Annotated in this window: 19 protein-coding genes; 8 read left to right on the top strand and 11 right to left on the bottom strand. The window is 56.4% G+C overall.

What is annotated here, in order from left to right; genetic code table 11:
• The first annotated feature begins 1 nt into the window (after position 1).
• From DC28_RS15650 to DC28_RS10200, 4 genes are all read left to right on the top strand, one after another.
• Entirely contained in the window at positions 2–1234 is a 1233-nt protein-coding gene (locus DC28_RS15650) for a sensor histidine kinase (protein ID WP_052078746.1), read from the top strand.
• The gene (locus DC28_RS10210) at positions 1231–2598 is read left to right on the top strand and encodes a sigma-54-dependent transcriptional regulator (RefSeq protein WP_037548120.1); all 1368 of its coding nucleotides are present in this window, start codon (positions 1231–1233) and stop codon (positions 2596–2598) included. Before DC28_RS15650 ends, DC28_RS10210 begins: the two co-directional genes overlap by 4 nt.
• 195 nt (positions 2599–2793) lie before the next feature.
• The gene (locus DC28_RS10205; RefSeq protein ID WP_037548118.1) at positions 2794–4158 is read left to right on the top strand and encodes a PTS galactitol transporter subunit IIC; all 1365 of its coding nucleotides are present in this window, start codon (positions 2794–2796) and stop codon (positions 4156–4158) included.
• Positions 4155–7193, top strand: coding sequence for an ankyrin repeat domain-containing protein (locus DC28_RS10200; RefSeq protein WP_037548116.1), 3039 nt, complete (start codon positions 4155–4157; stop codon positions 7191–7193). Before DC28_RS10205 ends, DC28_RS10200 begins: the two co-directional genes overlap by 4 nt.
• Here the strand turns inward: DC28_RS10200 and DC28_RS10195 are convergent.
• Genes DC28_RS10195 through DC28_RS10150 form a run of 10 tightly spaced genes read right to left on the bottom strand, consistent with a single transcriptional unit; the run spans position 7165 to position 14367 of the window.
• Complete coding sequence (locus DC28_RS10195) at positions 7165–8982, bottom strand: complex I subunit 5 family protein (RefSeq protein ID WP_037548115.1); 1818 nt, start codon at positions 8980–8982, stop codon at positions 7165–7167. The two genes, DC28_RS10200 and DC28_RS10195, sit on opposite strands and share 29 nt — an antisense overlap.
• Entirely contained in the window at positions 8975–9322 is a 348-nt protein-coding gene (locus tag DC28_RS10190; RefSeq protein WP_037548114.1) for a sodium:proton antiporter, read from the bottom strand. Before DC28_RS10190 ends, DC28_RS10195 begins: the two co-directional genes overlap by 8 nt.
• Positions 9315–10091, bottom strand: coding sequence for an MnhB domain-containing protein (locus tag DC28_RS16755; protein WP_052078745.1), 777 nt, complete (start codon positions 10089–10091; stop codon positions 9315–9317). Before DC28_RS16755 ends, DC28_RS10190 begins: the two co-directional genes overlap by 8 nt.
• Positions 10084–10320, bottom strand: a complete 237-nt coding sequence (locus DC28_RS10180) for a hydrogenase subunit MbhD domain-containing protein (RefSeq protein WP_037548113.1) — start codon at positions 10318–10320, stop codon at positions 10084–10086. Before DC28_RS10180 ends, DC28_RS16755 begins: the two co-directional genes overlap by 8 nt.
• Positions 10317–10769 carry a monovalent cation/H(+) antiporter subunit G gene (gene mnhG / locus DC28_RS15640; RefSeq protein WP_052078744.1) on the bottom strand — a complete coding sequence of 151 codons (453 nt, stop codon included), beginning with the start codon at positions 10767–10769 and terminating at the stop codon, positions 10317–10319. Before mnhG ends, DC28_RS10180 begins: the two co-directional genes overlap by 4 nt.
• The gene (locus tag DC28_RS10170; protein ID WP_037548112.1) at positions 10769–11050 is read right to left on the bottom strand and encodes a monovalent cation/H+ antiporter complex subunit F; all 282 of its coding nucleotides are present in this window, start codon (positions 11048–11050) and stop codon (positions 10769–10771) included. The genes mnhG and DC28_RS10170 overlap by 1 nt, the downstream gene beginning before the upstream one ends.
• Positions 11047–11559 carry a Na+/H+ antiporter subunit E gene (locus DC28_RS10165; RefSeq protein ID WP_037548111.1) on the bottom strand — a complete coding sequence of 171 codons (513 nt, stop codon included), beginning with the start codon at positions 11557–11559 and terminating at the stop codon, positions 11047–11049. The genes DC28_RS10170 and DC28_RS10165 overlap by 4 nt, the downstream gene beginning before the upstream one ends.
• A 3-nt stretch (positions 11560–11562) precedes the next feature.
• On the bottom strand, positions 11563–12003 hold the full coding sequence (locus DC28_RS10160) for a PTS sugar transporter subunit IIA (RefSeq protein ID WP_037548110.1): 441 nt from the start codon (positions 12001–12003) through the stop codon (positions 11563–11565).
• A 22-nt stretch (positions 12004–12025) separates the two neighbouring features.
• Complete coding sequence (locus DC28_RS10155) at positions 12026–12373, bottom strand: P-II family nitrogen regulator (RefSeq protein ID WP_037548109.1); 348 nt, start codon at positions 12371–12373, stop codon at positions 12026–12028.
• A gap of 59 nt (positions 12374–12432) precedes the next feature.
• Complete coding sequence (locus DC28_RS10150; RefSeq protein WP_037548108.1) at positions 12433–14367, bottom strand: hypothetical protein; 1935 nt, start codon at positions 14365–14367, stop codon at positions 12433–12435.
• Between the two features lie 52 nt (positions 14368–14419).
• Here DC28_RS10150 and DC28_RS10145 point away from each other — a divergent pair, with 52 nt between their 5' ends.
• Positions 14420–15400, top strand: a complete 981-nt coding sequence (locus DC28_RS10145; protein ID WP_037548107.1) for a tocopherol cyclase family protein — start codon at positions 14420–14422, stop codon at positions 15398–15400.
• A gap of 51 nt (positions 15401–15451) precedes the next feature.
• Positions 15452–16819: a solute carrier family 23 protein gene (locus DC28_RS10140; RefSeq protein WP_081942124.1), complete on the top strand. Its 1368-nt coding sequence runs from the start codon at positions 15452–15454 to the stop codon at positions 16817–16819.
• Positions 16820–17024: 205 nt separating this feature from the next.
• On the opposite strand, the gene DC28_RS10135 is transcribed toward DC28_RS10140, so the two are convergent.
• Positions 17025–19067, bottom strand: coding sequence for a methyl-accepting chemotaxis protein (locus DC28_RS10135; RefSeq protein WP_037548106.1), 2043 nt, complete (start codon positions 19065–19067; stop codon positions 17025–17027).
• Positions 19068–19179: 112 nt separating this feature from the next.
• Here DC28_RS10135 and DC28_RS10130 point away from each other — a divergent pair, with 112 nt between their 5' ends.
• Both DC28_RS10130 and DC28_RS10125 read left to right on the top strand, forming a co-directional pair.
• A complete protein-coding gene (locus DC28_RS10130; protein WP_037548105.1) occupies positions 19180–19626 on the top strand; it encodes a PTS sugar transporter subunit IIA in 447 nt (148 codons plus the stop codon).
• 14 nt (positions 19627–19640) lie between these two features.
• On the top strand, positions 19641–20864 hold the full coding sequence (locus DC28_RS10125; RefSeq protein WP_037548104.1) for a cation:proton antiporter: 1224 nt from the start codon (positions 19641–19643) through the stop codon (positions 20862–20864).
• Positions 20865–20885: the final 21 nt, after the last annotated feature.

The following is a 20885-nucleotide window of genomic DNA, read 5'->3' as shown; positions in this document are numbered from 1 at the left end:
CATGAGAACCAGACAGCCGGCAATTACGCTCTTTCTCCTCACCCTTGTTTTCCTCCTGCTTTCCGCCATGTTTTTCCTGGTGTTCCAGAGCGAGATATCCCGGGGCAGACTGCTTACCCAGTACCAGCTCGAACAAGCCCTGGCTCAAACCATTGCCCTGGTTCGGTCAAATCCTTCGGGGAATTACCTGCAGCGGGCCTCGGGAGACCTCCCCCTGGAGATTACCGGATTCGCCCTCTACGACGAATCCGGGTTCCCCCTGGTGGCCCAAGGAGACGCCCCCGAACACCTCACTGCAGATCCCGAGGCCCCGAAGGAACAGCTCAGCCGTCTATCCCGGGATGATAGTCTGATCTACCTCCGGCGGTTTGCAAGCCGGGGATTTCCGCCCCCGCCCCGGGAGGGCCAGGGGTTCCCCGGAGAACTACCGGTACAAAACCCGCCCAGCCTGCTCTACCTCAAGGCAGTACCCAGTTCACCCCCGAGGCCGACCTTCTTCACCTGGTCGACCTTCGTGGTTCTGGTGGGAGTCCTGGGAGGAGCCATGGCCTGGATCGCCCGGATCCTGTTGACAAATCAGCGGTACCGTCAGACCCTGGAGGCCCAGCGCAGCCTGGTAACCCTTGGAGAGGCCTCCCGGACCATCAGCCACGAGATTAAAAACCCCCTCAACGCCATCAGCCTGCGCCTGGGGGTGCTGGAACGCCTGAGCCCACCTGAGGCCCAGCAGGATATCCAGAGCATAACCCAGGAGGTGGAGCGCCTGAATCGCCTCAGCGGAAAGATCCGCCAGCTTCTTGTCGCTCCCCAGGGTTCGCCCGAATATCTGGCATTAGAATCTTTCATGACAGATCTACAACGCCAGTATCCCCAAGAAATTGCTGTACCCCAGGGCATCCCTGGAAGGATCTTCATAGACCCAGACCACCTGCGCTCAATCTTCGAAAATCTCATAACCAACGCCAAACAAGCGGGCAGTCCCCCGCCGGTCCACATAACCGCGGAAATACGGCGGCGTAACATCCGAATATCCGTGACGGACCGAGGCCCCGGCATCGATCCGGATCTGTTACCCAGGCTGTTTTCCCCCTTCGCCACCACCAAGGCCCAGGGCTCGGGGCTGGGCCTTGCAATCTCCCGACAGTTCGCCCAGGCCGCCGGAGGCGACCTCATCCTGGGGAATACCGGCTCCCAGGGTACAACCCTTATCCTTATACTTCCGGAGAAACCATGACCACCCTCCTTGTCGATGACGATCAAAATGTCCGCCAGAGTCTCTCCCGTTTCTTAGAACTGGAGGGATTCGAATGCCAGAGTGCAGCCTCAGGCCTGGAGGCCCAGTCTCTCTTGAGCCGTAGGGTCTACGAACTCATCCTTCTAGACCTGCGAATGCCCGGCATGGACGGGTTAGAGCTGTTAGCCTGGATTACAGCCCTGGGAATCACTACCCCGGTCATTATTCTCTCCGCCCATGGCGAGGTGGCGGATGCGGTGCAGGCCATGAAACTGGGCGCCAGGGACTACCTGACAAAACCCTACGATCCCGAGGAGCTTCTACTCCGTATCCGCAGGACCCTGCACACCGCACAGTTGGAACGGCGCACCCGGGAAATCCCCGAAACCTCCTGCTACTGGGGCTCCTCACCCCAGAACAGCCGAAACTACACCCTGGCGCTGAAGGCCGCAGCCACCAAATCAACCATTCTGCTCACCGGGGAGAGCGGCACCGGAAAGGAGGTTACCGCCCAGTGGATCCATCAGCAGTCCCCCCGGCACGACCGGATCTTCCTGCCGGTCAACCTGGCGAGCCTACCCGAACAACTCATGGAAAGCGAACTCTTCGGCTACGAAAAGGGTGCCTTTACCGGTGCAGCAACCCGCAGGGAGGGGTTCTTCGAAACGGCTCAGGGCGGCACCCTCTTCTTGGATGAGATCGGGGAACTTCCCCTTTCCATGCAGGCGGCGTTCCTCCGGGTACTCCAGGAAGGTACGGTTCGCCGGGTGGGAAATCCCCGGGAAATTCCCGTGGACATCCGGGTTATCTGCGCCACCAACCGGAACCTGGCAGAAATGGTTACCCAGGGCACCTTCCGAACGGATCTCTACTACCGGCTCAATGTCATCCCTATAACCCTACCTCCCCTGCGTCACCGTCTTGAGGATCTCCCGGAGCTCACCGCCATCCTGCTGGATTCCATCCGAAACCGTCTCGGTCTGGCTGAATTATCCGTCGAACCCGAGGCCATCCGACGCCTGGAACAGTACCGCTTTCCGGGCAATATACGGGAGCTGGAAAACATCCTGGAACGCTGTGCCATTCTATCGGACAACCGACGCGTCACCGAGGCCCAGATTCTCCAAGCCCTCCCGGAGCTTCGTCCGGCTGCTCAGACCGGCTCCTCCCCCTACTCCCGTTCCCCGGACTCCCGTTCTCCAGACTCCCGCCCCCCGGCCGGGTCCTCCCTCCGGGAACTGGAAAAACACGCCATAACCGCAGCCCTGCTCCGCCATGGCGGCAATCGAACCCATACCGCCGCCGAACTGGGCATCACCAGGAAAACCCTCCTCCAGAAAATCCGGGATTACGGTATAGAGTAATACGGATGGCCGGTTCCCCGCCAGGTTCAGTAACTCCAGCAAAGCCTTGAGTGTAGGACGCCTTCCCGGGCCCCGGGGGTGGTGTCCCTGGGGTATAAAGTTACAACCTTTTGCGCACTACATACCCCTTGCAACCCAGGCTCATTTTCAAGAACTTCCTGGCCCAAACCTCTGGTTCCCTGGTAAACTACAGGGATGGAACAGATAACCCAGATAGTCGAATACATCCTTTCCTTTAAGGCATATACCATGTTGCCCCTCATCATCCTGGTCTTCAGCCTGGTACTCCGGGTACCGGTTAAAAAAGCCCTTCAGGCCAGCCTGACCATAGCCGTAGGATTCGTGGGAATCTTCATGGTCTTCGATTTTTTTGTTGCGGCTCTGGGGCCGGCGGTCACCGCCCTGGCTGAGCGCACCGGTTTAGACTACCCCATCCTGGATGTCGGCTGGCCTCCCCTGGCTGCCATAACCTGGGCCTATCCCCTGGCCGCCATTCTCATCCCCCTGATCCTCCTGGTGAACATCCTCATGCTCCTCCCCGGTTGGACCAAAACCGTCAACATTGATATATGGAACTTTTGGCATTTCATCTTCATGGCCGCCCTGATTGTGCAGACCACCGGAAGCACCCTCCTGGGCATCGCCAGCGCCCTCATCCTGGCCGTCATCACCCTCAAACTTGCAGACGGCGCGAAACCCCAGGTCGCCGAGTTCGGCAACCTCAAGGGAATCACCATCAGTACCCTCTCGGCCCTGACCTACTATCCCATCGGCCTAGTAGGAAACTGGCTCCTGGAGCGTACCCCGGGAATCAAGCACCTCAAAGCCGATCCCGAGGCCATCCGGCGCCGACTCGGCTTGCTCGGCGAACCCATGGTCCTCGGATTCCTCATAGGACTGAGCCTTGGTATAGCAGGGGGCTACGAGGTTAAGGATATCCTTGAACTGGCGGTAAAAATCGCCGCGGTGGTAACCCTTCTTCCCATGATGAGCGGTCTGCTCGGCCGGGGACTCATGATCGTCTCCGAAGAAATGACCGCCTTCCTGAAACGCCGGGTACCGAAACTCGCCGATGCCGCCATGGGCCTGGACATCGCCATTCTCGTAGGCCATACCTCCGTCATCGTCTCAGCCATCCTGCTCATACCCATCGCCCTGATTCTGGCCTTCATCCTTCCCGGTGTTCGCTTCATCCCCATCGGCGATCTAGCCAATATGGTCGGCCTGGTAGCCATGATCACTGTAGCCGCCCGGGGCAACGTAATCCGGTCGGTCATCATCGGCATCCCGGTGCTCATCGCCGTACTCTACACCGCCAGCGGGCTTGCCCCCCTCTTCACCACCCTGGCTCAGGACGTGGGCTTCACCGTTCCCGGGTATGACGGCCCCATCACCAGCTTTCTGGACGGCGGAAACCTCATGCGGGTATTCTTCCTCGGCCTCTTTCAGGGCAAACTCTGGGCTCTGGCTCTCATTCCCGTAATCGGTCTTTTATTCTTTTTTTCCTGGAAGATTCTAACGTCATCCCGCTTCAATCAACCCCCGGAGGATACCCAATGAATGTACGCCAATCACTCCCTTCTTCGAACATATCTCGGTCCGGCCCTACCCCCGGTTCCGTCCCCAGGATTTCCCGCCAGCTTACCTTCCTGCTGTTAATCCTGATATTCCTCTCCGCCATCGTCCTGAGCTGTGCCACCCCGTCCCCAACCCAGACACCCCAGGCTCCGATCCTGGAACAGCCCGAATCCCGGTGGCTGCACGATGCCCTGAGCCGCAGGCAAGCCCAGTCAGATCCCGCACCCCGGGAACCCATGGTACAACTGGGAATCCTCGCCTCCGGTGCAGTCAATCTCGCGAATAATCGAGATCCGGCCACCCTGTCCTTCGGGGATGATCCGGAAAAAAACGCCTCCCACGCAAAAGCCGTCCTGGAACCGGTCTGGGAGGTTTTCTCCCGCCAGGACCTGCTCTCCACCCTGGACAACCTGGCCTACACCAAGGGCTTTCCCGGACTGTACCGCCGGGTGCTGGACATCCTCCTGGACCATCCCCAGGAGATGGGGCAACCCAACCGCTTTCTCGAAGAGGGATTCTGGGATTCCTATCTTGAAGAGCAGCCCGATGCCGCTTCTGATATCGGCGCCCTGGATTTCATTCTCCGAAATCATTCCTTCATGACCCTAAGCTCCTTCAGCGTCTTCGAACTGGGGCGCCTCTCCTCCCTGGTCCGCTGGGGATACGCCGCAGGGTACCTAACCGAGGAAGAGACCCGCCTGCTCATGGAAGACATCGGCCTGAGTCTGGCTGCCACCCCTTGGGACTTCCCGCTTCTCGCCCATGCCCAGCTGGTGGGAATCGGAATTCTCTACCGTGGCAGCAACAACCTCCAGGTAGCAACCACCACCAGGGGTATCGAGGTGTGGCGCCTGCTGCAGGGAGGTGAGTGGCAGGCCGAATATTGGGACGCAGCCAGAGAGCAGGCCCGAACCCTCCTGGAAACCGGCGAACGGTCCCTGCCCGATTTCTTCCCCCGGTTCACCCGGGACCTCCCCCCCCTCCCGGAGGGAATCAAGGTATCCCAGGACATCCAGGCCCTCTTTAACCCGGATGAAAAGCCCGAATCCCTCATTCCCTATTACCGGAAGGACTTCGATCTCTACCATGCCATTGCGAACAACGACCTGAGCACCGTAGATTCCCTGCTCCGCCGGTACCAGTACATCGATGCACCTGCGGTGGACGGGTATTCCTGGACCCATCACGCAGTCCCCAACAGCCAGGCGCTGAAACTGCTCCTGGAAGCTGGGTTCGATCCCAACGTTAAAAACAGCTACAACTACAACGCCCTCTTCCGGGCCACCCAAGAAAAAAACTTGGAATCCATGCGGCTTCTCATCGAACACGGAGCCGAGGTGCAGGTCAGCCATGCCAGGAACTCCTCCACCCCCCTGACGGTATCCATATCCCGGGATTTTCTGGAGGGCCTGAAGCTGCTATTGAAGCATGGAGCCGATCCGAATGCCGGGTACATCAACGATGATCCCCCCCTGGGTTACGCCATCGCCCGCCGGGATACCGAGTTCGCCCTGGCCCTTCTTCAGTACGGAGCCGATCCCGCACAGAAGGATTCCGACGGCTGGCCGCCCCTGCATCTGGCAGTCCAGTACGGCAGTCCCACCCTGGTCCAGGCGGTGATCGATCGGGGTGTCGACCCCGATTCCCGGGCCGCCAACGGAACCCCGGCCATAATCACCGCAGCAGCCTCAGATCAGCTCGAGAATGTCCAGGTGCTCATCAAGGCCGGTGCAGATCCCGATCTACGGAGCAATGGCGGATATCCGGTCCTACACACCTACATAAATAGCAAACACTTCGACATCTGGGACGCCCGGGATTCAGACACCCGCTACGATCCGGTGGAGAACTTTGCCCCGGATTTGGAGCGGTATATAGAGTTATTCCCCCAACAGCGCTCCCTCACCGCAGGCGATAAGCGCCGGAGTCTCATCTGGTTCCTTCGCGCCTACGCCTCGGAGGAGAGATTCATCGAAGAGGTTGAATACCTGAAACAGGAGGCGCCGGAGCTGCTGGAGAACATCCCGCCGGGTAACCAGTACAGCATCGCCCATTCTCTCATCCGCCGGGGACTACGCCAGGCGTTCCAGGAGTTCGCACCCCATATTTCAGCCCAGGGCATGGCCCACCGCCTGGAAAACGGCTACCATATCCTGTATTACGCCCTAACAGATCCAGATTCCTACTGGGCGGCTGACGTCCTCCTGGATCAGGGGGCGGATCCAGATCTACCCGGGTATAAGGACTATACCCCGATCATTGCTGTACTGGATGACGGACAGATCATGAAGGCTATGGAACTGGTGGAACGCGGCGCGGATATAAACCAGCTGAACACCTACACCGATGAGCCCCTCTTTACAACCTTTCTGACCAACCTAAAGCAGGCGGATATTCCCCTGGAGGAAAAGAAAGAATTCATCTTCCGGGCCATGGACCACGGGGCCGAACTGCTAAACTACCAGGACTATCCCCGGCAGTATTGGCACATGCCCTATTTTCAGTTTTTTAGCGGTGATTTTCATGAAATCATGCCCGATGTGGCCCGGTATTACCTGGACACCGGAAAACGCCTGGGCAGCCAATTCGTTGAAGAACAGATTCTTACGGGATCTAACATGGTGCTGTATCCGGATCACCTTATTGCACTAACCAGAGTTCACCAGGAGGGTGACGATAGTGCCGGTTACCTCCACTGGAAGGATCAGGTACGGGTGGACTACTCTGTGGACTGGGAGCCCTCCCAAGAAGACCAAGCAGTGATCCTCCAGGTCGAAATTCATTCGGATGATCTGGACACCGAGACCATGGTACTCCTGGACTCCTCACGTAGACCCGAGGTGCTTCCCGATACCTTACCCATTAGAATCACCATTCCCCTAAAATCCATAGGAAAAACGAGTAATGGAACCTTGATCTTATCCAAGACCCTGGTGTTTGAAGCGGCGGGGCAAGAATACCTCGCGCGAATCACCGTGGAGAAAGCCCCTACCTCAGGTACATCCACAGCGCAATAGCCAGGGTTCCCAGGGTAAAGGATGTTAAGAGGCCGTGAAAGCCCCGCTGGCGGTCCCTGATCCGCTTCAGCAACCGGGTTCCCGGCCGGGTCCTGGTGAGAACATAGAGAAGGAACCCCGCAGCAAGAATAATCGCAGTGTTCCGGATACCCCCGGGACTGTAGAGGCTCAGCCCCTTCATACCCCTCGGGTCATACTGCAGGTTCTCCCCCGCCCCGGAGGCAAACATGGTCAGTACAAAGCGATACATCCAAGGACCGAAAATCCCCGTAGCGGCAACGGCCAGGGCGAGGATGGACTGGCTCACTAACACGAACCCCGAGGAGCCATTTGATCCCTCGGCCTTCCGGGGCAGGTCGTCACTTCGGTCCTGGATTTGGCCCTGGGGATGAGGTTGGTTTTGGGACTGAAGTTGGCCTTGGGCCGAATCGGCGACGGGTTTGCCGAAGAAGGTTTTTCCTAGTTTGATAAAGGAGGCCATGGTTCCGATCCCCGCTGCGAAGAGAAGATAGTATTCCCAGCTTCCCTTCAGGGCATAGGAGAGAGCAGTTTTGCTCACATACCCGTTCATGGGCGGAATGGCGGTAATAGCCAGGGCAGCGGTCATAAAGGCAAGGGCCGTAACCGGCAGAATTTCTCCCTGGCGACGAAGCAGGGCTGCACCGCCTTTGAGGCGGTACACGTTCCGTTCCCCGGCGGAATCGCTGAGATTTCCGATGGTTAAAAAGAGCAGCCCCTTGAACATGGCATGGAAGAGGGCGTGGAGGAAGGCTGCGGTCATCAGAGCCGCTCCCTGGGGGGTTTCCGGCCCCACATGGAGGGCTGCCCCCCATGCGGTTACCACATACCCGATCTGGCTCACGCTATGGTAGGCCAACAGCCGTTTGGCATCGCTTTGGGATAGAGCAATAATCACCGCTGCCAGGGCGGTCACAGCCCCGGCATATCCCATGAGCTGGGCCGCGGCTGCCCCGGCAGGAATGAGTAGAATCACCCGGGAAAGCGCAAAAAGCGGGGTCTTTATGAGTACCCCGGAGAGAACCGCAGAAATACTATGAGGAGCCAGGGCGTGGGCATCGGGAAGCCATCCGTACACCGGCATAATCGCAACCCTAATAGCCACGGCACCAACAATGAGGCTTATGGATACCACCCCGGCTATACCTCCGTGGTCCGGAAGGGCAGCCAGGGAGGAAGCGATATCCTGATATCCCAGGCTCCCGGTAAGCCGGTAAAGCCCGAATATACCGATCAGGAAAAAAACCATGGCGGTGGCGCTCACCATCAAATACGAGAAGGAAGCAAGAATCGCCCCAGGTTTCTCACTGGAAGCCACCAAGACGTAGGACGCGATTCCCATCACCTCTAGACAAACAAAGAGGTTGAATATATCTGCGGTCATGGATGTGGCCGCCAGGGCTGCGGTCTGAATAAGGAATACGGAGGTGAATCCCGCACCCCGGGGGCCCTTTCCGAGGCTGTAGATCCAAGCGGTTCCGGCCACGGTAAAGCCCATAAGGTTCACCAGCCAGGCAAGGCCGTCAAACCGGAACTGGATACCCACCTGGGGACTCCAACCTCCGATTATCCCCCCGTACACATGCCCGTCTAGGACATCAGGGAGGGTATATACCAGCACCGCCCAGGGAAGTGCAAGGCCAATGAAGGCACCGGCATACTCAAGAACCCGGTTCTTGGAACCAGGCCAAAATGCCTTAGAAAGCAGCGCCAAGGCAGAGCCCAGCAGGGGCAGCCCCACCAGAGTATACACAATATCGGAATTAATCATTGTCATTACTATTCAGCCGCTGGTAGATGGTATCGATGTTGAATGACCCCGTTGCCCGATGCAGCCGGTAGGCCAGAGCCAGGGCCAAGGCCGTTATGCACACTCCAATAACAATGGCCGTGAGCATCAGTGCCTGGGGAACAGGATCCACGATAGATCGAACCCCGTCTCCCAGTATCGGGGAATCACTGCCAATAACCGATCCTTCAATAATGAACAGAAGTACGACAGCGTTATTAATAATGGTTAGACCAAAAACCTTCTTGATGATATTGCGATTCCCAATGATGGCGGTGAATCCCGTAAGGAAGATCAATGCCAACAGTATCCGCTCAATCATGTACCCTCCCTAACATAGCGATGCTCATGAAACCGATGCCTGCGCCAACCTTCAGCCCGATAACCGTGTTGAGAAACACGATAAACGCCACATCAGGCAGCCCCAGACCGGAAATAAAATTCGAAAAAAAACCTTGGGCCAGAATGCTGCCGCTCAACCCGGCAAGCACGAGAATAAAAAACGCCCCCGCCTCCAGACCGGCAAGGACTCTCGGCTCTGTCAGTCGTGTAGAAGCCCCCTGCCGCCCTCCGAGAGATAGAAACACCACCCCCGATGCGATAACCACACCCCCTTGAAAGCCGCCGCCGGGTGAAAGATGTCCGTAAAGCATCACATAGACCCCGAAAAGCAGGACTATTGGTCCTAGCTTTCCGGTTACCACCTCAATTAAAGCCGTCCGCAGCCGCCTCCCTTGAATCCCCTCCACCGGAGTGACGGTATTCGCTTCATCCAGATTAAATCCCTTGGCTAAGACAGAGCCGCTGTAGGCGATAATGCTGATTGTACCGCTCACCGCCACCAGGAGAACAATGGTCTCCCCCAGGGTATCAAACACCCGGTATCCCAGATAGATGGAGCTCACAGTGTTTACGGCGCCGGTATCCTCAAGGGCGGAACCCTGGAGGTAATCCCGGGCGGCCTCGGGCCAGGGGACATCGCTGAATATCAAGGGAACCAATAATATTCCAGCCGCAACCAGAGAAACGCCTATCTGGATATAAAACGATATTCTTGAGGGAGATTCCCCGCGGGTACGGTTTTTACTCATCCTTCCCCCTTTTTTGGGTTGCCTTAATTGCCCAAACAAATATTACCGTTGAAACCCCGGCACCCACCGCCGCCTCAGTAATGGCAACATCCGGAGCCTGAAGAATGTAAAATAGCAGGGCAGAAACAAGGCTGATCCCCGAAAGTGCCATGACCCCGTACAGCAGGTTCCGAGAAATGAGGGTATACACCGAGAGTACGACGATCAGCCCTAAGAAAAGGATTATCATGATTCACCCTCGGTGTTTCCTTCCTGAGAATCCGAGGCATTGTCCCGCTGGTTCCTAAACCGGCGGAAGAATGCCCTCCACAGCTGTATCCTTCGTCTTTCCTTCCCGGCTTTCTTCTTTCGCTCCGGCCCGCTCCGCTTCTGGTCCCGGGGCTTCCATGCCGGGAGGTCAGAGTTCCAGGCAAACCGGGCGACAATATGCCCGCCGGTGGGAGAGGAGAGAAGAAAAAAGATGATGATTATGATGATCCTGCCAGCGACTGCCCAATTGGGGGCCAATGCCAAAGCGCCGAGAAACACGGAAATCACCGCCGTAGTCCCCGCCAGGGACCCGGCCTGAAGGCGGGTATAGGCATCCGGAAACCGAAACAACCCGATGATCCCCCCCAGGGTAAAAATCCCCGCCAAGGTGAAGGCAATACCAGCGAAAATTTCTCGTACTACTTCCATCAGGCGGAACCGTCCTCATCAGAAATCTTATCCTTCAGAAACCGGGCAATGGCCAGGAACCCGAGGAATCCGAAAATATCGTAAACCAACGCCACATCCAGGTACAGAGCCCGGCCCTGGGCAACCCCCCGGGTAACCAAAAACGCCAGTGCCAGACCGGAAAGAATATTGAGGGCCACCAGCCGATCAGCCCCCGTCGGTCCAATAATCAAGCGAATAAAGACCGCTGCAGATGCCCCGGCCAGAATCCACTGCATCGCCTCCAGCATGAACTCCCTCATTGCCACACCCTCCTCAGCAGCCCCTCAAGCCGGCCCTTTACCTGCTCCCCCGCCGCGCGGGAATTCGATGTGTTGCAAAAAAGCCAATGGACAATCAGGTGATCATCATTCAGGTCGATGGTGATGGTTCCCGGCGTGAAGGTGATGGAATTAGACAGAACCATTCTACCTAAATCGGACTTGATTCTTGTTCTAAAATGGATGATCCGAGGATTTATTCGCTTATGGAATACCGCTCCCAATAGTGTGAAGCTGGAAGCGTACAAGGAATACAACAGCAGAAATAAATAGAGAATCAACATGAGGGGCTTGGGCATGAAGGAATTGAGGGAGGCCTCATGGGATGCGATGAACTCATCATAGGTAAGGGAGCCCACGAATATCGATCCCACGGCACCGGCAATCAGGGAAAAGGGTTCAACACTAGCGGTAAAAATCAGCCAGGTAAGGTATAGAACGGCGCTGGTAATGAAAAAGCGGGTCACCCGCCATCGTTGCTCCGTCCGCATAGCCTAGGTCTCCGTTTGGCAGAGAACGGCGTAAAAGGATTCCGCATCCGGGGCTTCAAGGAATTTGCTGCGGTAGGCCGGATCATGAAGCAGTCGGGCAATCTTAGAGAGAACCTTCAGGTGAATTCCCGTATCCTTTTTGGGTCCCGCCATGAGAAACACAAGCCGCACTTCCTCCCCGTCCGGACCCTGAAAGTCAATTGGTTTCTTAGGACGCAGGGCTGCAACCCTCGTACAACCGATGGCGGTGGAGTGAGCGTGGGGAATAGCACACCCGGATCCCACCGAGGTGGAAGAAAGGGCTTCCCGGTCCATGATATCCGAATACAACTTCTCCGGATCCGCAACGTCTCCACTCGCCTGCAATGCTGTAATGAGCTTCTTGATACAATCCTGCTTATTCTCAGCATCCTCATCCACAAGAATCCATTCTGGAGAAATCATTTTACAAAGCAAACTCATTTGGTTAAACCTCTTCGTCTTCGGGAACTAATCCGGTGGCCCAATCCACGGGAATGGTAAACATTATTCCTGTTCCAGGGTTCTCTAGGCCGCCGACAACCTGATCTACCAGGGTTTTGACCCGGCTTATGACCGCATCATTTTTTATTACCGAGATAATCGTCTTATTGTAAGGCTTATTGCCCTTCATGAATTCCTTAAACCCGGCAAACAGCGGCACCTCATAGGCAAGAAAACGCCCCATTCCCTCGGAGTCCAAGAGGGTGGCGCCGGCAACTCCGGCTTCCACATAGGCTTCCAGCACATCTTCGAGAAATTCTTCCTTATTCAGTACAAAAACCAGCAGCTTCATGGCACTCCCCGAAGGAATAGTAGGTTGCACGTATCGCTCTGTCAAGGAATATGATTATTTCACCCGTCCAGGCTTGCGAGAATCCTGCCGAATTCCAGGGTAACCGGTTCGTCCACATACTGGCCGTACCGGGTTTTCATTACCAGAGCGTGCAGATCCGCCAGGCTCACACTCCCTCCAACCTGGATCTCCTCCCGAGGCAGCTCCCGGCCCTGACGTATGCCGTAATAGAAGAAGTTCCGGGTCTTGTGTCCCCGGTCGTCATAGGGTTGAAGGAAGTTGATACACTGCCACGCCTTCTCCCAGGATACCGGCCCCTCCTCCAAGGCCTGGCACAGGGTCCGGTTCAGCTCGTCATACCGCCATTGGAAATCCGAGTACTCGTTCGAGGCCGCGGGCACCTGAACGGTCCAGTCGTTCATGGCAAGCAGACGCATTTCCGGGGTTATAAACAGATTGGTAACCACGAACATACCCGGCCAGGCTACCCGGAGGGGGGCGAAATAGTAGGCAAGGGGCAGGCCGGGAGCTTTTGGGTTATCTACCAACATCCCCGCCGGGTCCGTAAAACGCTCGGGATGGTAGGCCAGCTGCCAATCCTCAAAGAGTCCCCGGTTAAAATCACCGTATCCCTGGGGATACTGCCAGTCATCCATCCGAACCAGCGCACCTTGGTTCCATGGGCCCGAGGGGTTGGCCTCAACATACTCATTGTCGGGGAGTAACCCGCTCTTCTTCAGCCAACCAGGCACGTACCGCAGCATAGTACGGGGCCGTGATTCCCGGCGGCCGGCCTCAATCACCCCGCCGCGGTCCTGGCGTCCGTCCGCAAAGGGGTAGAGCCAGGTAACTGCCCGGGGGGTATGTGCTACCCGCCGCACCGTATCCTGCCAGCTCCTCGAACCCTCCATGGCCCATCGCACCATCATCAGGGAGTTAACCCCCAGCTTGTACCACCGGCAGTTTCGGCCATTTACCATGTCCGTACCCATAATCTGGGCATGCTCGTTCAGGGCCACTACGCTGCCCACCATGCCGGGAGCGTTGAGGCTCAATAACCGTTCCTGGTCTCCCTGGTCATCGGGAAAAAAGTTATACACCACATGGCAGGCCACCTGGTCAAAAACATCACAGGTGGGAAACATAAAATCCCTGCCGAAGAGATGCCCGGGCCGCGGATCCTCTGGGCTGCCATCCCCATAACTCCCCGCAAGCCCCCGGCTCAGGCTAAAGGCATTACAGTGCACCGGCGGCATATACTCTTTAATCTTGATTCCCAGGATCGCCAAAATCGGCTGAACCTGGGCATACACAAACGATAGAATCACATCGATCCCGTAGTTCAGGGTAAACAGGTCCCGGATGAGTACCCGCCTCCGGGCAGCTCCAGGCAAAGCCGGATGCCGGCTTCCTGCCCAGAGACCGAAGATCTCTGCGCTAATTTCATCGGGGACATCACGGTCCATCCAGGTAGAAAGGCGAAACACCGTATCGCCGATGATGCTGCCTAACACCGAGTGCCTCGGCATGTTCATGAAATCAAAGACCACATTATCAACGTAATCCCGGCTCATGGCGAAGAGCTCCGGTTCCGCCAAGGCCCCGATGAATCGCCCCATCTCAAACCGGGTACCCTCAACGTACATGGCATACTTCGGCTTGCCGCTCTTGGAATTCACCGCCGTGGCGTGGTCAATCCGCAGGCCGAATCTCCCGTTGAGGATCATGACCCGGCGTCTACCCGGATCGGATGAAAATCCCATTTCTACAAAGGCCCGGACCACCCGATCAACCCGGTCCACCACCCCGGCTAACGAACTGGCGGTTCCCCTACGTCGGGGAGGATTAAACCGGAACCGGATCTGAATCCAGTTCCAGAGGGTATGAAGCCCTAGAATATCAAAGATCTGCAGCAGCAGGGTATTGAGCAAAATAGCAGTAACAAGGGTGGGTCCGAAGAGCCCGAGAATCAGCAAAGACCAGACCTGGGACATAGTACCTCCTTTTTTCCCCCGAAAATCCCCAAATTATTCTACAATACTATAAATGAAGATGTTTAACTCCGAAGCCTTTCAGGGCTCATTTCGTAAAAAAAATTACTTTGAGGGCTGGTACAACAAGCTTGTAGCACCCGACGGTCGGACGACCCTGGCGGCCATACCCGGCATTTCCCTCGGCTCCGATTCCCACGCCTTCGTTCAGATCAATACCAGTCTTGGGGCGTCATGGTATTGCCGCTACCCCCTGGATCAGGCTGAACTCAGCCCCCGGGAATACCGGGTGCGTATCGGGAAGAACCTGTTTTCCCCCCAGGGGATGAGTCTAGATCTCAGCACACCCGACGGTACCCCCATCCAGGGACAGGTGACCTACCGCAGTAGAATCCCCTACCCCAAAAGCCTCTACCGGCCGGGCATCATGGGGCCTTACTCCTATGTCCCCGCCATGGAGTGTAACCACGGCCTGGTGAGCGCCGGTCACGACCTTGAGGGCTCCATCCAGTACGGGGATGCCGCCCTGGATTTTACCGGCGGCCGGGGCTACATAGAAAAGGACTGGGGACGGTCCTTCCCATCCAGCTGGATATGGCTTCAGGCAAACAATTTCTCAACCGACCCCCAGGCCAGCTTCATGCTCTCCATTGCCCGGATTCCCTGGATGGGCTCCAGCTTTACCGGCCTTCTTGGCTACCTGTACACCGAGAACCGGTTCTACCACCTGGGTAGCTACCTCGGTTCACGAATCCTTCACCTGGAGATCCTCCCCCAGGATATCCGCATCCAGATCCGAACCCGGTCCAGGCTCCTAGAGGTACATGCCCACCGGGATGACGGCCAGGAACTCGCGGCCCCGGTCCAGGGAAGCATGGTCCGGACGATAAAAGAGAGTGTGGCTGCCCACCTCTCCGTCGCCCTAACCGACACCGCCCGCGGGCGTTCCCTCTTCTCCCGGGACGAATCCACCGCTGCGGGGCTGGAGGTCTCCGGATCCATGGCCGAACTCGGGGCCGAAGAAAAAATGCCTTGACGAATCCCGGCTGGTGGTATACACACAAAAAAACCACAAGTGAGGAATTCTATGCATCACCAACCCATCGGTATCCACGAGCGGCCGCCCCTGGCTAAGTGGATTCCCCTCAGTATCCAGCATGTATTTGCTATGTTCAGTGCCACCGTCCTGGTCCCCCTATTAACGGGATTCAGTCCTTCGGTGGCACTTTTTACATCCGGACTCGGAACCCTGCTCTACATCGCCGTTACCGGCGGCCAGGTTCCAGCATATCTCGGATCGTCCTTCGCCTTTATCGCTCCCCTGATCAGCGTCGGGACCAGCCCTGCCTACGGCCCGGAGTACGCCCTGGGGGCAGCCTTCGTGGTGGGAATCTTTTATGCCCTGGTTGCTGGCCTCATCCGCCTCTTCGGAAAGTCCTGGTTGTCCCGGCTCTTGCCTCCGGTAGTCATCGGATCGGTGATCATCGTCATCGGATTGAGCCTCAGCCCCGTGGCCATGGGCCAGGTGTTCTACCTGGACGGTGAGTTCTCCATGCCCGCAGTCCTCATCGCCCTGGTCACCCTGGGCATCGCCATTATTTCCAGCATCTTCCTAAAGGGATTTTTTACGGTGATTCCAATTCTCCTCGGCATCGTCGGCGGGTATCTCTTCACCCTGATCATGGGTTCGGTAAACCCCGCCTTTGCCCTCATTGATTTCAGTGCCGTTCAAGAGGGTGGCTGGATCAGCCTCCCCAGTATCATGGGACTAAAGTTCGATATTATTCCCATCAGTGTATTTCTCATTGTCTCCCTGGCAACCATCAGCGAGCATCTGGGGGATACCCTGGTTATAGGCCGGGTCATTGGAAAAGACATCTATGAAAAACCGGGATTACACCGAACCCTCCTGGGGGATGGTCTGGCCACCAGCGTGGCAGCCCTATTCGGCGGCCCCCCGAACACCACCTACGGCGAAAACATCGGTGTAATGGCCATCAGCCGGGTGTACAGCGTCTGGGTTGTGGGCGGTGCAGCCGTCATTGCCCTGGTTCTGTCCTTCTTCCATAAGTTCGGACTGCTCATTCAGACCATTCCCAGCCCTGTTATGGGAGGCATCACCATGATGCTCTTCGGGATCATCGCCAGCGCCGGAATCCGGACCCTGGTGGAAAGCGGTGTGGACTACTCCCATAAACGGAACCTCATTGTCTCCTCAGTGATTCTCGTCATCGGTATCGGCGGCGGAGCCTTGAAGTTTGCCACTGGGGAAGGGCTGGAATTCGAGCTCTCCGGGGTCGCCCTGGCTACCCTGGTGGGGATCGTCCTCAACCTTCTGCTCCCGGACATTGATAAAGAGGTCCTGGAAGAACAAAAGGAAATCGAAGCCGAGCGCCTGGCTCAGCAGGCCAAAGAAGCGGCCAAAATAGAAACCGCCTACGTGGATCAAGACTAATCACAATAACACAGGCCGGGCAGTCACCTTGCCCGGCCTGTGTTCACAGTTCCTGTTTTATCATCATCTAGTGCGCAAAAGGTTGTAAACGACACCGGATATAGCGGGACAATCTATACGTCCACCCATGGGTGGTACCGCCGGGGTGCAATGGTACAACCTTTTACATACTAGGTAATCATCACATCAACGCACCTTCCATCGGCTAAACCTCGGAGCCCTCCTTGCTAAATAACCCTCGCAACTGGGTAATAATGGAGGTATTCTTCTCCGCAACGCTTCTCAGACTCTCCACGGCAGTCAAAATATCACGACTTCCCTGCACCTGTTCATTCATGGATGTATGAACCTGTTCAAAACTGCCCACCATCTGGCTGATAGCCTCCCGGATCTCCTGGGAGCGTTCATGCTGAGCCTGGCTCTCTTCACGGATCTTCTCGGTGGAACTTACCAGACTTGTCATGGCCTCCAGAATCTGGGTTGTTCCCTGGCTCTGCTCATTCATTGCGGCGGCAATCTCGTTAATCAGGGTGGTGGTCTTATCAATATCCTCAGAAATCCTGGTCAGAGAATCCCCTGCCTCCCCGGATAAATTAACCCCGTTGGCCACCAGATCCTGCATCGCCTTGATCTGAGATGCAATATCCTTCGCACTCACCTGGGAATTTTCAGCCAGGTTCCGGACCTCTTCGGCCACTACGGCAAAGCCCCGGCCCGCAGCCCCGGCATGAGCCGCTTCAATGGCGGCATTCATAGCTAAGAGATTTGTCTGAGCAGCAATCTTCGTCATGACCCGGAGTATATCCCCTACTTTTTTTGAGGACCCCTCTATCTCCTGAATGGATAGTAGAGAGTTCCGCACGGAAGATGATCCCAGCCTGGCTACCTCATCCAGTTCAGAGGCTACCTGGTTGGCATTTTGGGTCACCTTGGCTACAGACTGAATGCTCGCCGCCATCTCGTTGATAGCGCTGGAAGTCTCCTCCACGAAGGCAGCCTGGGTATCCACGTTACTGGAAATCTCATCGAAGGCCTTCAGCATCCGGCTGATGGAATCCCCGGTCTGTCGAACCGACTCCACCTGGTGCCGGGCATCATCATCCACCTCCTGGATATTACCCAGAATTTGGTTGATGGAGGCTGAAACCTGGGAAATAACCCCGGCCATCTGCTGGCTCGACTGGGCCACATCCTCGCTCACATACTCAATGTGCGCAATCCGTTCCTTTTGCTGACTAATAAGGGTATTGATCTCCTGGCTGATCTCGCCAAGTTCATCGTATCTGGTCAGAATGAGGTGCTCATCATCCCCCTGATCGTCATTGTTCAACCGCTGCAGGCTATGCCTCATCCGCCGTAGTTCATCCGTATCGCCCCGGGACACCAGATACTGAATCACCATGGCCGCCGCCAACACCTGGAAGAAGGAAAGCAGAAAAACCCCGGCGTAGTCACGGTTGGAGGACGGGGACCTGTCGTAGGGATAGTCCCGCTGGGGATTCAAGGTTAGAAGCTCCCGGTTCACCAGCTGATAGTACTCTTCCTCGGCCTGGGCGGCGGAAATTGTGCCCTCCATCCGCTTGGTCTGAACCTCGCTGTAGATGGAATCACGGATAATGGGCTGAAGGGTGGTACTTACAATGAACAATACGGCGTAGGAGATCTGTAGACCCGCAGTAAGCAGCTGCTTCGTCCAGATACTCATTTCCTTCTCACCGTTCTTGCGGTCGATGCTGGTTATACCCAGAATCCGCCGGGGGTGAGCCAAAATACGATTGATCATACCGATCTGTACCAGGGAGAACAGCGCCCCGGCGGTAACATTGAGCAGCAACTCAATCACTCCCTGGGGAGTGGCCATGAACCCGGGCTTCTCGAGGAAATTCAGCAGACTCCCGATGGTGTATCCGATGATATTCACGATCAGGATGGTTCTCGGCATCTGGGTGACCCGGCTTCGCGCCTTGAAATACAGGGCATCATCCGGAGCGTCCCCGGCCTCAATGCTCTTGACCGCCTTGTACAAAGGAGTCATCTGCCGGAACAGCAACAAAACCACGATCAGGATAATCGGCGTGGCCATGGCAACCACATCAAAGGAATCCAGGAGATAGCTGCCCAATCTCCCCAAATCCTTAGAGAGGAAGGCCCACATGACCCCGTACCCAGCCAACTGATAAATAAGGCTCACAACAACGACCAAGGCGATTACTAACGCCACCCGGATCCGGAAATCCAACCTTTTCATGCCTACTCCTCTGGAACATGGGAACTCACACTAAACCGGTTATTCCCAAGGGGATTTACATAAGTATCGGTAAAAAGCTATCCTATCACAACCCTAATAAGGCAGGTCATCCATGCAAATTAGTACGTATCTTACCCCGGACTCCGTCCTTTTTCTAACCGAAACAGATAAATCCCAGATTCTCGAAACCATGTGCCGCCACGCTGCGGATATGAACATGGTTCCGGGCCTGGACCAGTTCCGCACCGCCATCTTGGAGCGTGAGCAGATTATGAGCACCGGAATCGGCCTCCAGGTCGCGGTGCCCCACGCCAAAATCCCCGGCATCGCGGACTTTTTTGTACTCATCGGGGTAACCCGGGAGGCAGTCAACTGGGATTCCATCGATAAACAGCCTGTCCGCCTGGTTTTCATGATCGGCGGTCCCGCTGACCGACAGTCAGATTACCTAAAGATCCTTTCAAAAATAACCCTGGTAATAAAAAATGCCGGCAGACGTGAAGCCCTATTGAAGGCGCCGGATGCCCAGGCCATCCTGGCTGAGTTCTCCGAACTCTAGGCCGGAGCAGTATCATGGAGTTGCATCTATTTCTATACCTGGCCGCCCTCTTCGCCTCAGCATACGCGGTAAAGGTCCTTACCTCGGCCATCAAGGTCCCCGAGGTCACCGGATATGTTCTCCTGGGTGTAATCCTGGGCATATCCGTCATTCGTCTGCTGAATGAAGAAATCCTGACAGCCCTTTCCCCTCTCTCCACGGTTGCTCTGGGCATTATCGCATTTTTGATAGGCAGCGAACTGCGTTTCGATGTTATCCGGCGCCTGGGCATGAGCATTCTCAGCATTGTGGTCCTGGAGTGTTTGGCGGCCTTCGGGGTTGTCTTCGCCGGGGTCTACCTGATCATCGGTGCGGATCTCAATACCTCCCTTCTTCTGGCAGCCGTTGCCTCGGCTACCGCGCCGGCAGCCACCGTGGCGGTTATCCGGCAATACAAGGCGAAGGGAACCCTGACCTCCACAATCCTGGCGGTGGTTGGCATTGACGATGCCGTTGCCCTGATTATTTACGTATTTGTTGAGGGGTTTGTAGCTGCCAACCTCACCGGAGCTACCCTCTCAGGGGGCCACATGCTGGGTAAAGCGGTACTCTCCCTGCTCATGGCCGGGGGCATCGGTCTTGTAGCCGGGTTCCTGTACGTGGCAGTTCTCCGACGGGTAAAAAACAACGACTGGATTACCCTGTTGTTAGCTGCAGCCATCTTCGGTCTCCTGGGAATCAGTGAGATCCTCCATGTATCCGAACTTCTGTCCATTATGGTATTCGGGATGATCGTGGCCAATGCATCCCCGGTACTCAGTAAGAAGAGCGAAGGTATTCTTGGAAGCCTTACCCCCATCTTTTTAGCGGCGTTCTTCATCTTGGGGGGGGCCCATCTAAATCTTGGACTCATCTCCAGAATCGGACTCTTGGGACTCGTATACTTCGCCGCCCGGGCCCTGGGAAAGATCGGCGGGGCTACCCTGGGTGCAATAATCGGCCGGGCACCCAAGAAAATCCGCGGGCTCATCGGCCTCTCCCTGCTTCCCCAGGTAGGGGTTGCCCTGGCGCTGGCCCTGGCCATCAGCAAGCAGTTCACCAACCCCCGGTTCGGTCCGGCCGGCCATGATCTTGCTACGGTGATTATCAACGTGCTGCTGTTCACCACCATCATTACCGAAATAATCGGTCCCCTGCTCACCCGGTTCGCCCTGGGAAAAGCTGGAGAAATCCATAGCCATGATCAGGATACAAAATAGAGGAATCTACGGGAGGAATTC

Origin of the sequence: Spirochaeta lutea, from assembly GCF_000758165.1 — a bacterium.
In the GTDB taxonomy this organism is placed as follows: Bacteria; Spirochaetota; Spirochaetia; order DSM-27196; family Salinispiraceae; genus Spirochaeta_D; species Spirochaeta_D lutea.
Note: the sequence above shows the minus strand (reverse complement) of the source record. Positions and strands in the feature narration are given on the sequence as shown.

Bases quoted from the DNA above. Each gene is read 5' to 3' on its own strand.
- DC28_RS10145 (WP_037548107.1), top strand. From the start codon at position 14,420: ATGAAGATGTTTAACTCCGAAGCCTTTCAGGGCTCATTTCGTAAAAAA.
- DC28_RS10135 (WP_037548106.1), bottom strand. From the start codon at position 19,067: ATGAAAAGGTTGGATTTCCGGATCCGGGTGGCGTTAGTAATCGCCTTG.
- mnhG (WP_052078744.1), bottom strand. From the start codon at position 10,769: ATGGAAGTAGTACGAGAAATTTTCGCTGGTATTGCCTTCACCTTGGCG.
- DC28_RS10210 (WP_037548120.1), top strand. From the start codon at position 1,231: ATGACCACCCTCCTTGTCGATGACGATCAAAATGTCCGCCAGAGTCTC.
- DC28_RS10155 (WP_037548109.1), bottom strand. From the start codon at position 12,373: ATGAAGCTGCTGGTTTTTGTACTGAATAAGGAAGAATTTCTCGAAGAT.
- DC28_RS10160 (WP_037548110.1), bottom strand. From the start codon at position 12,003: ATGATTTCTCCAGAATGGATTCTTGTGGATGAGGATGCTGAGAATAAG.
- DC28_RS10190 (WP_037548114.1), bottom strand. From the start codon at position 9,322: ATGATTGAGCGGATACTGTTGGCATTGATCTTCCTTACGGGATTCACC.
- DC28_RS10130 (WP_037548105.1), top strand. From the start codon at position 19,180: ATGCAAATTAGTACGTATCTTACCCCGGACTCCGTCCTTTTTCTAACC.
- DC28_RS10205 (WP_037548118.1), top strand. From the start codon at position 2,794: ATGGAACAGATAACCCAGATAGTCGAATACATCCTTTCCTTTAAGGCA.
- DC28_RS10165 (WP_037548111.1), bottom strand. From the start codon at position 11,559: ATGCGGACGGAGCAACGATGGCGGGTGACCCGCTTTTTCATTACCAGC.
- DC28_RS15650 (WP_052078746.1), top strand. From the start codon at position 2: ATGAGAACCAGACAGCCGGCAATTACGCTCTTTCTCCTCACCCTTGTT.
- DC28_RS16755 (WP_052078745.1), bottom strand. From the start codon at position 10,091: ATGAGTAAAAACCGTACCCGCGGGGAATCTCCCTCAAGAATATCGTTT.
- DC28_RS10170 (WP_037548112.1), bottom strand. From the start codon at position 11,050: ATGAGGGAGTTCATGCTGGAGGCGATGCAGTGGATTCTGGCCGGGGCA.
- DC28_RS10150 (WP_037548108.1), bottom strand. From the start codon at position 14,367: ATGTCCCAGGTCTGGTCTTTGCTGATTCTCGGGCTCTTCGGACCCACC.
- DC28_RS10180 (WP_037548113.1), bottom strand. From the start codon at position 10,320: ATGATAATCCTTTTCTTAGGGCTGATCGTCGTACTCTCGGTGTATACC.
- DC28_RS10200 (WP_037548116.1), top strand. From the start codon at position 4,155: ATGAATGTACGCCAATCACTCCCTTCTTCGAACATATCTCGGTCCGGC.
- DC28_RS10140 (WP_081942124.1), top strand. From the start codon at position 15,452: ATGCATCACCAACCCATCGGTATCCACGAGCGGCCGCCCCTGGCTAAG.
- DC28_RS10195 (WP_037548115.1), bottom strand. From the start codon at position 8,982: ATGATTAATTCCGATATTGTGTATACTCTGGTGGGGCTGCCCCTGCTG.
- DC28_RS10125 (WP_037548104.1), top strand. From the start codon at position 19,641: ATGGAGTTGCATCTATTTCTATACCTGGCCGCCCTCTTCGCCTCAGCA.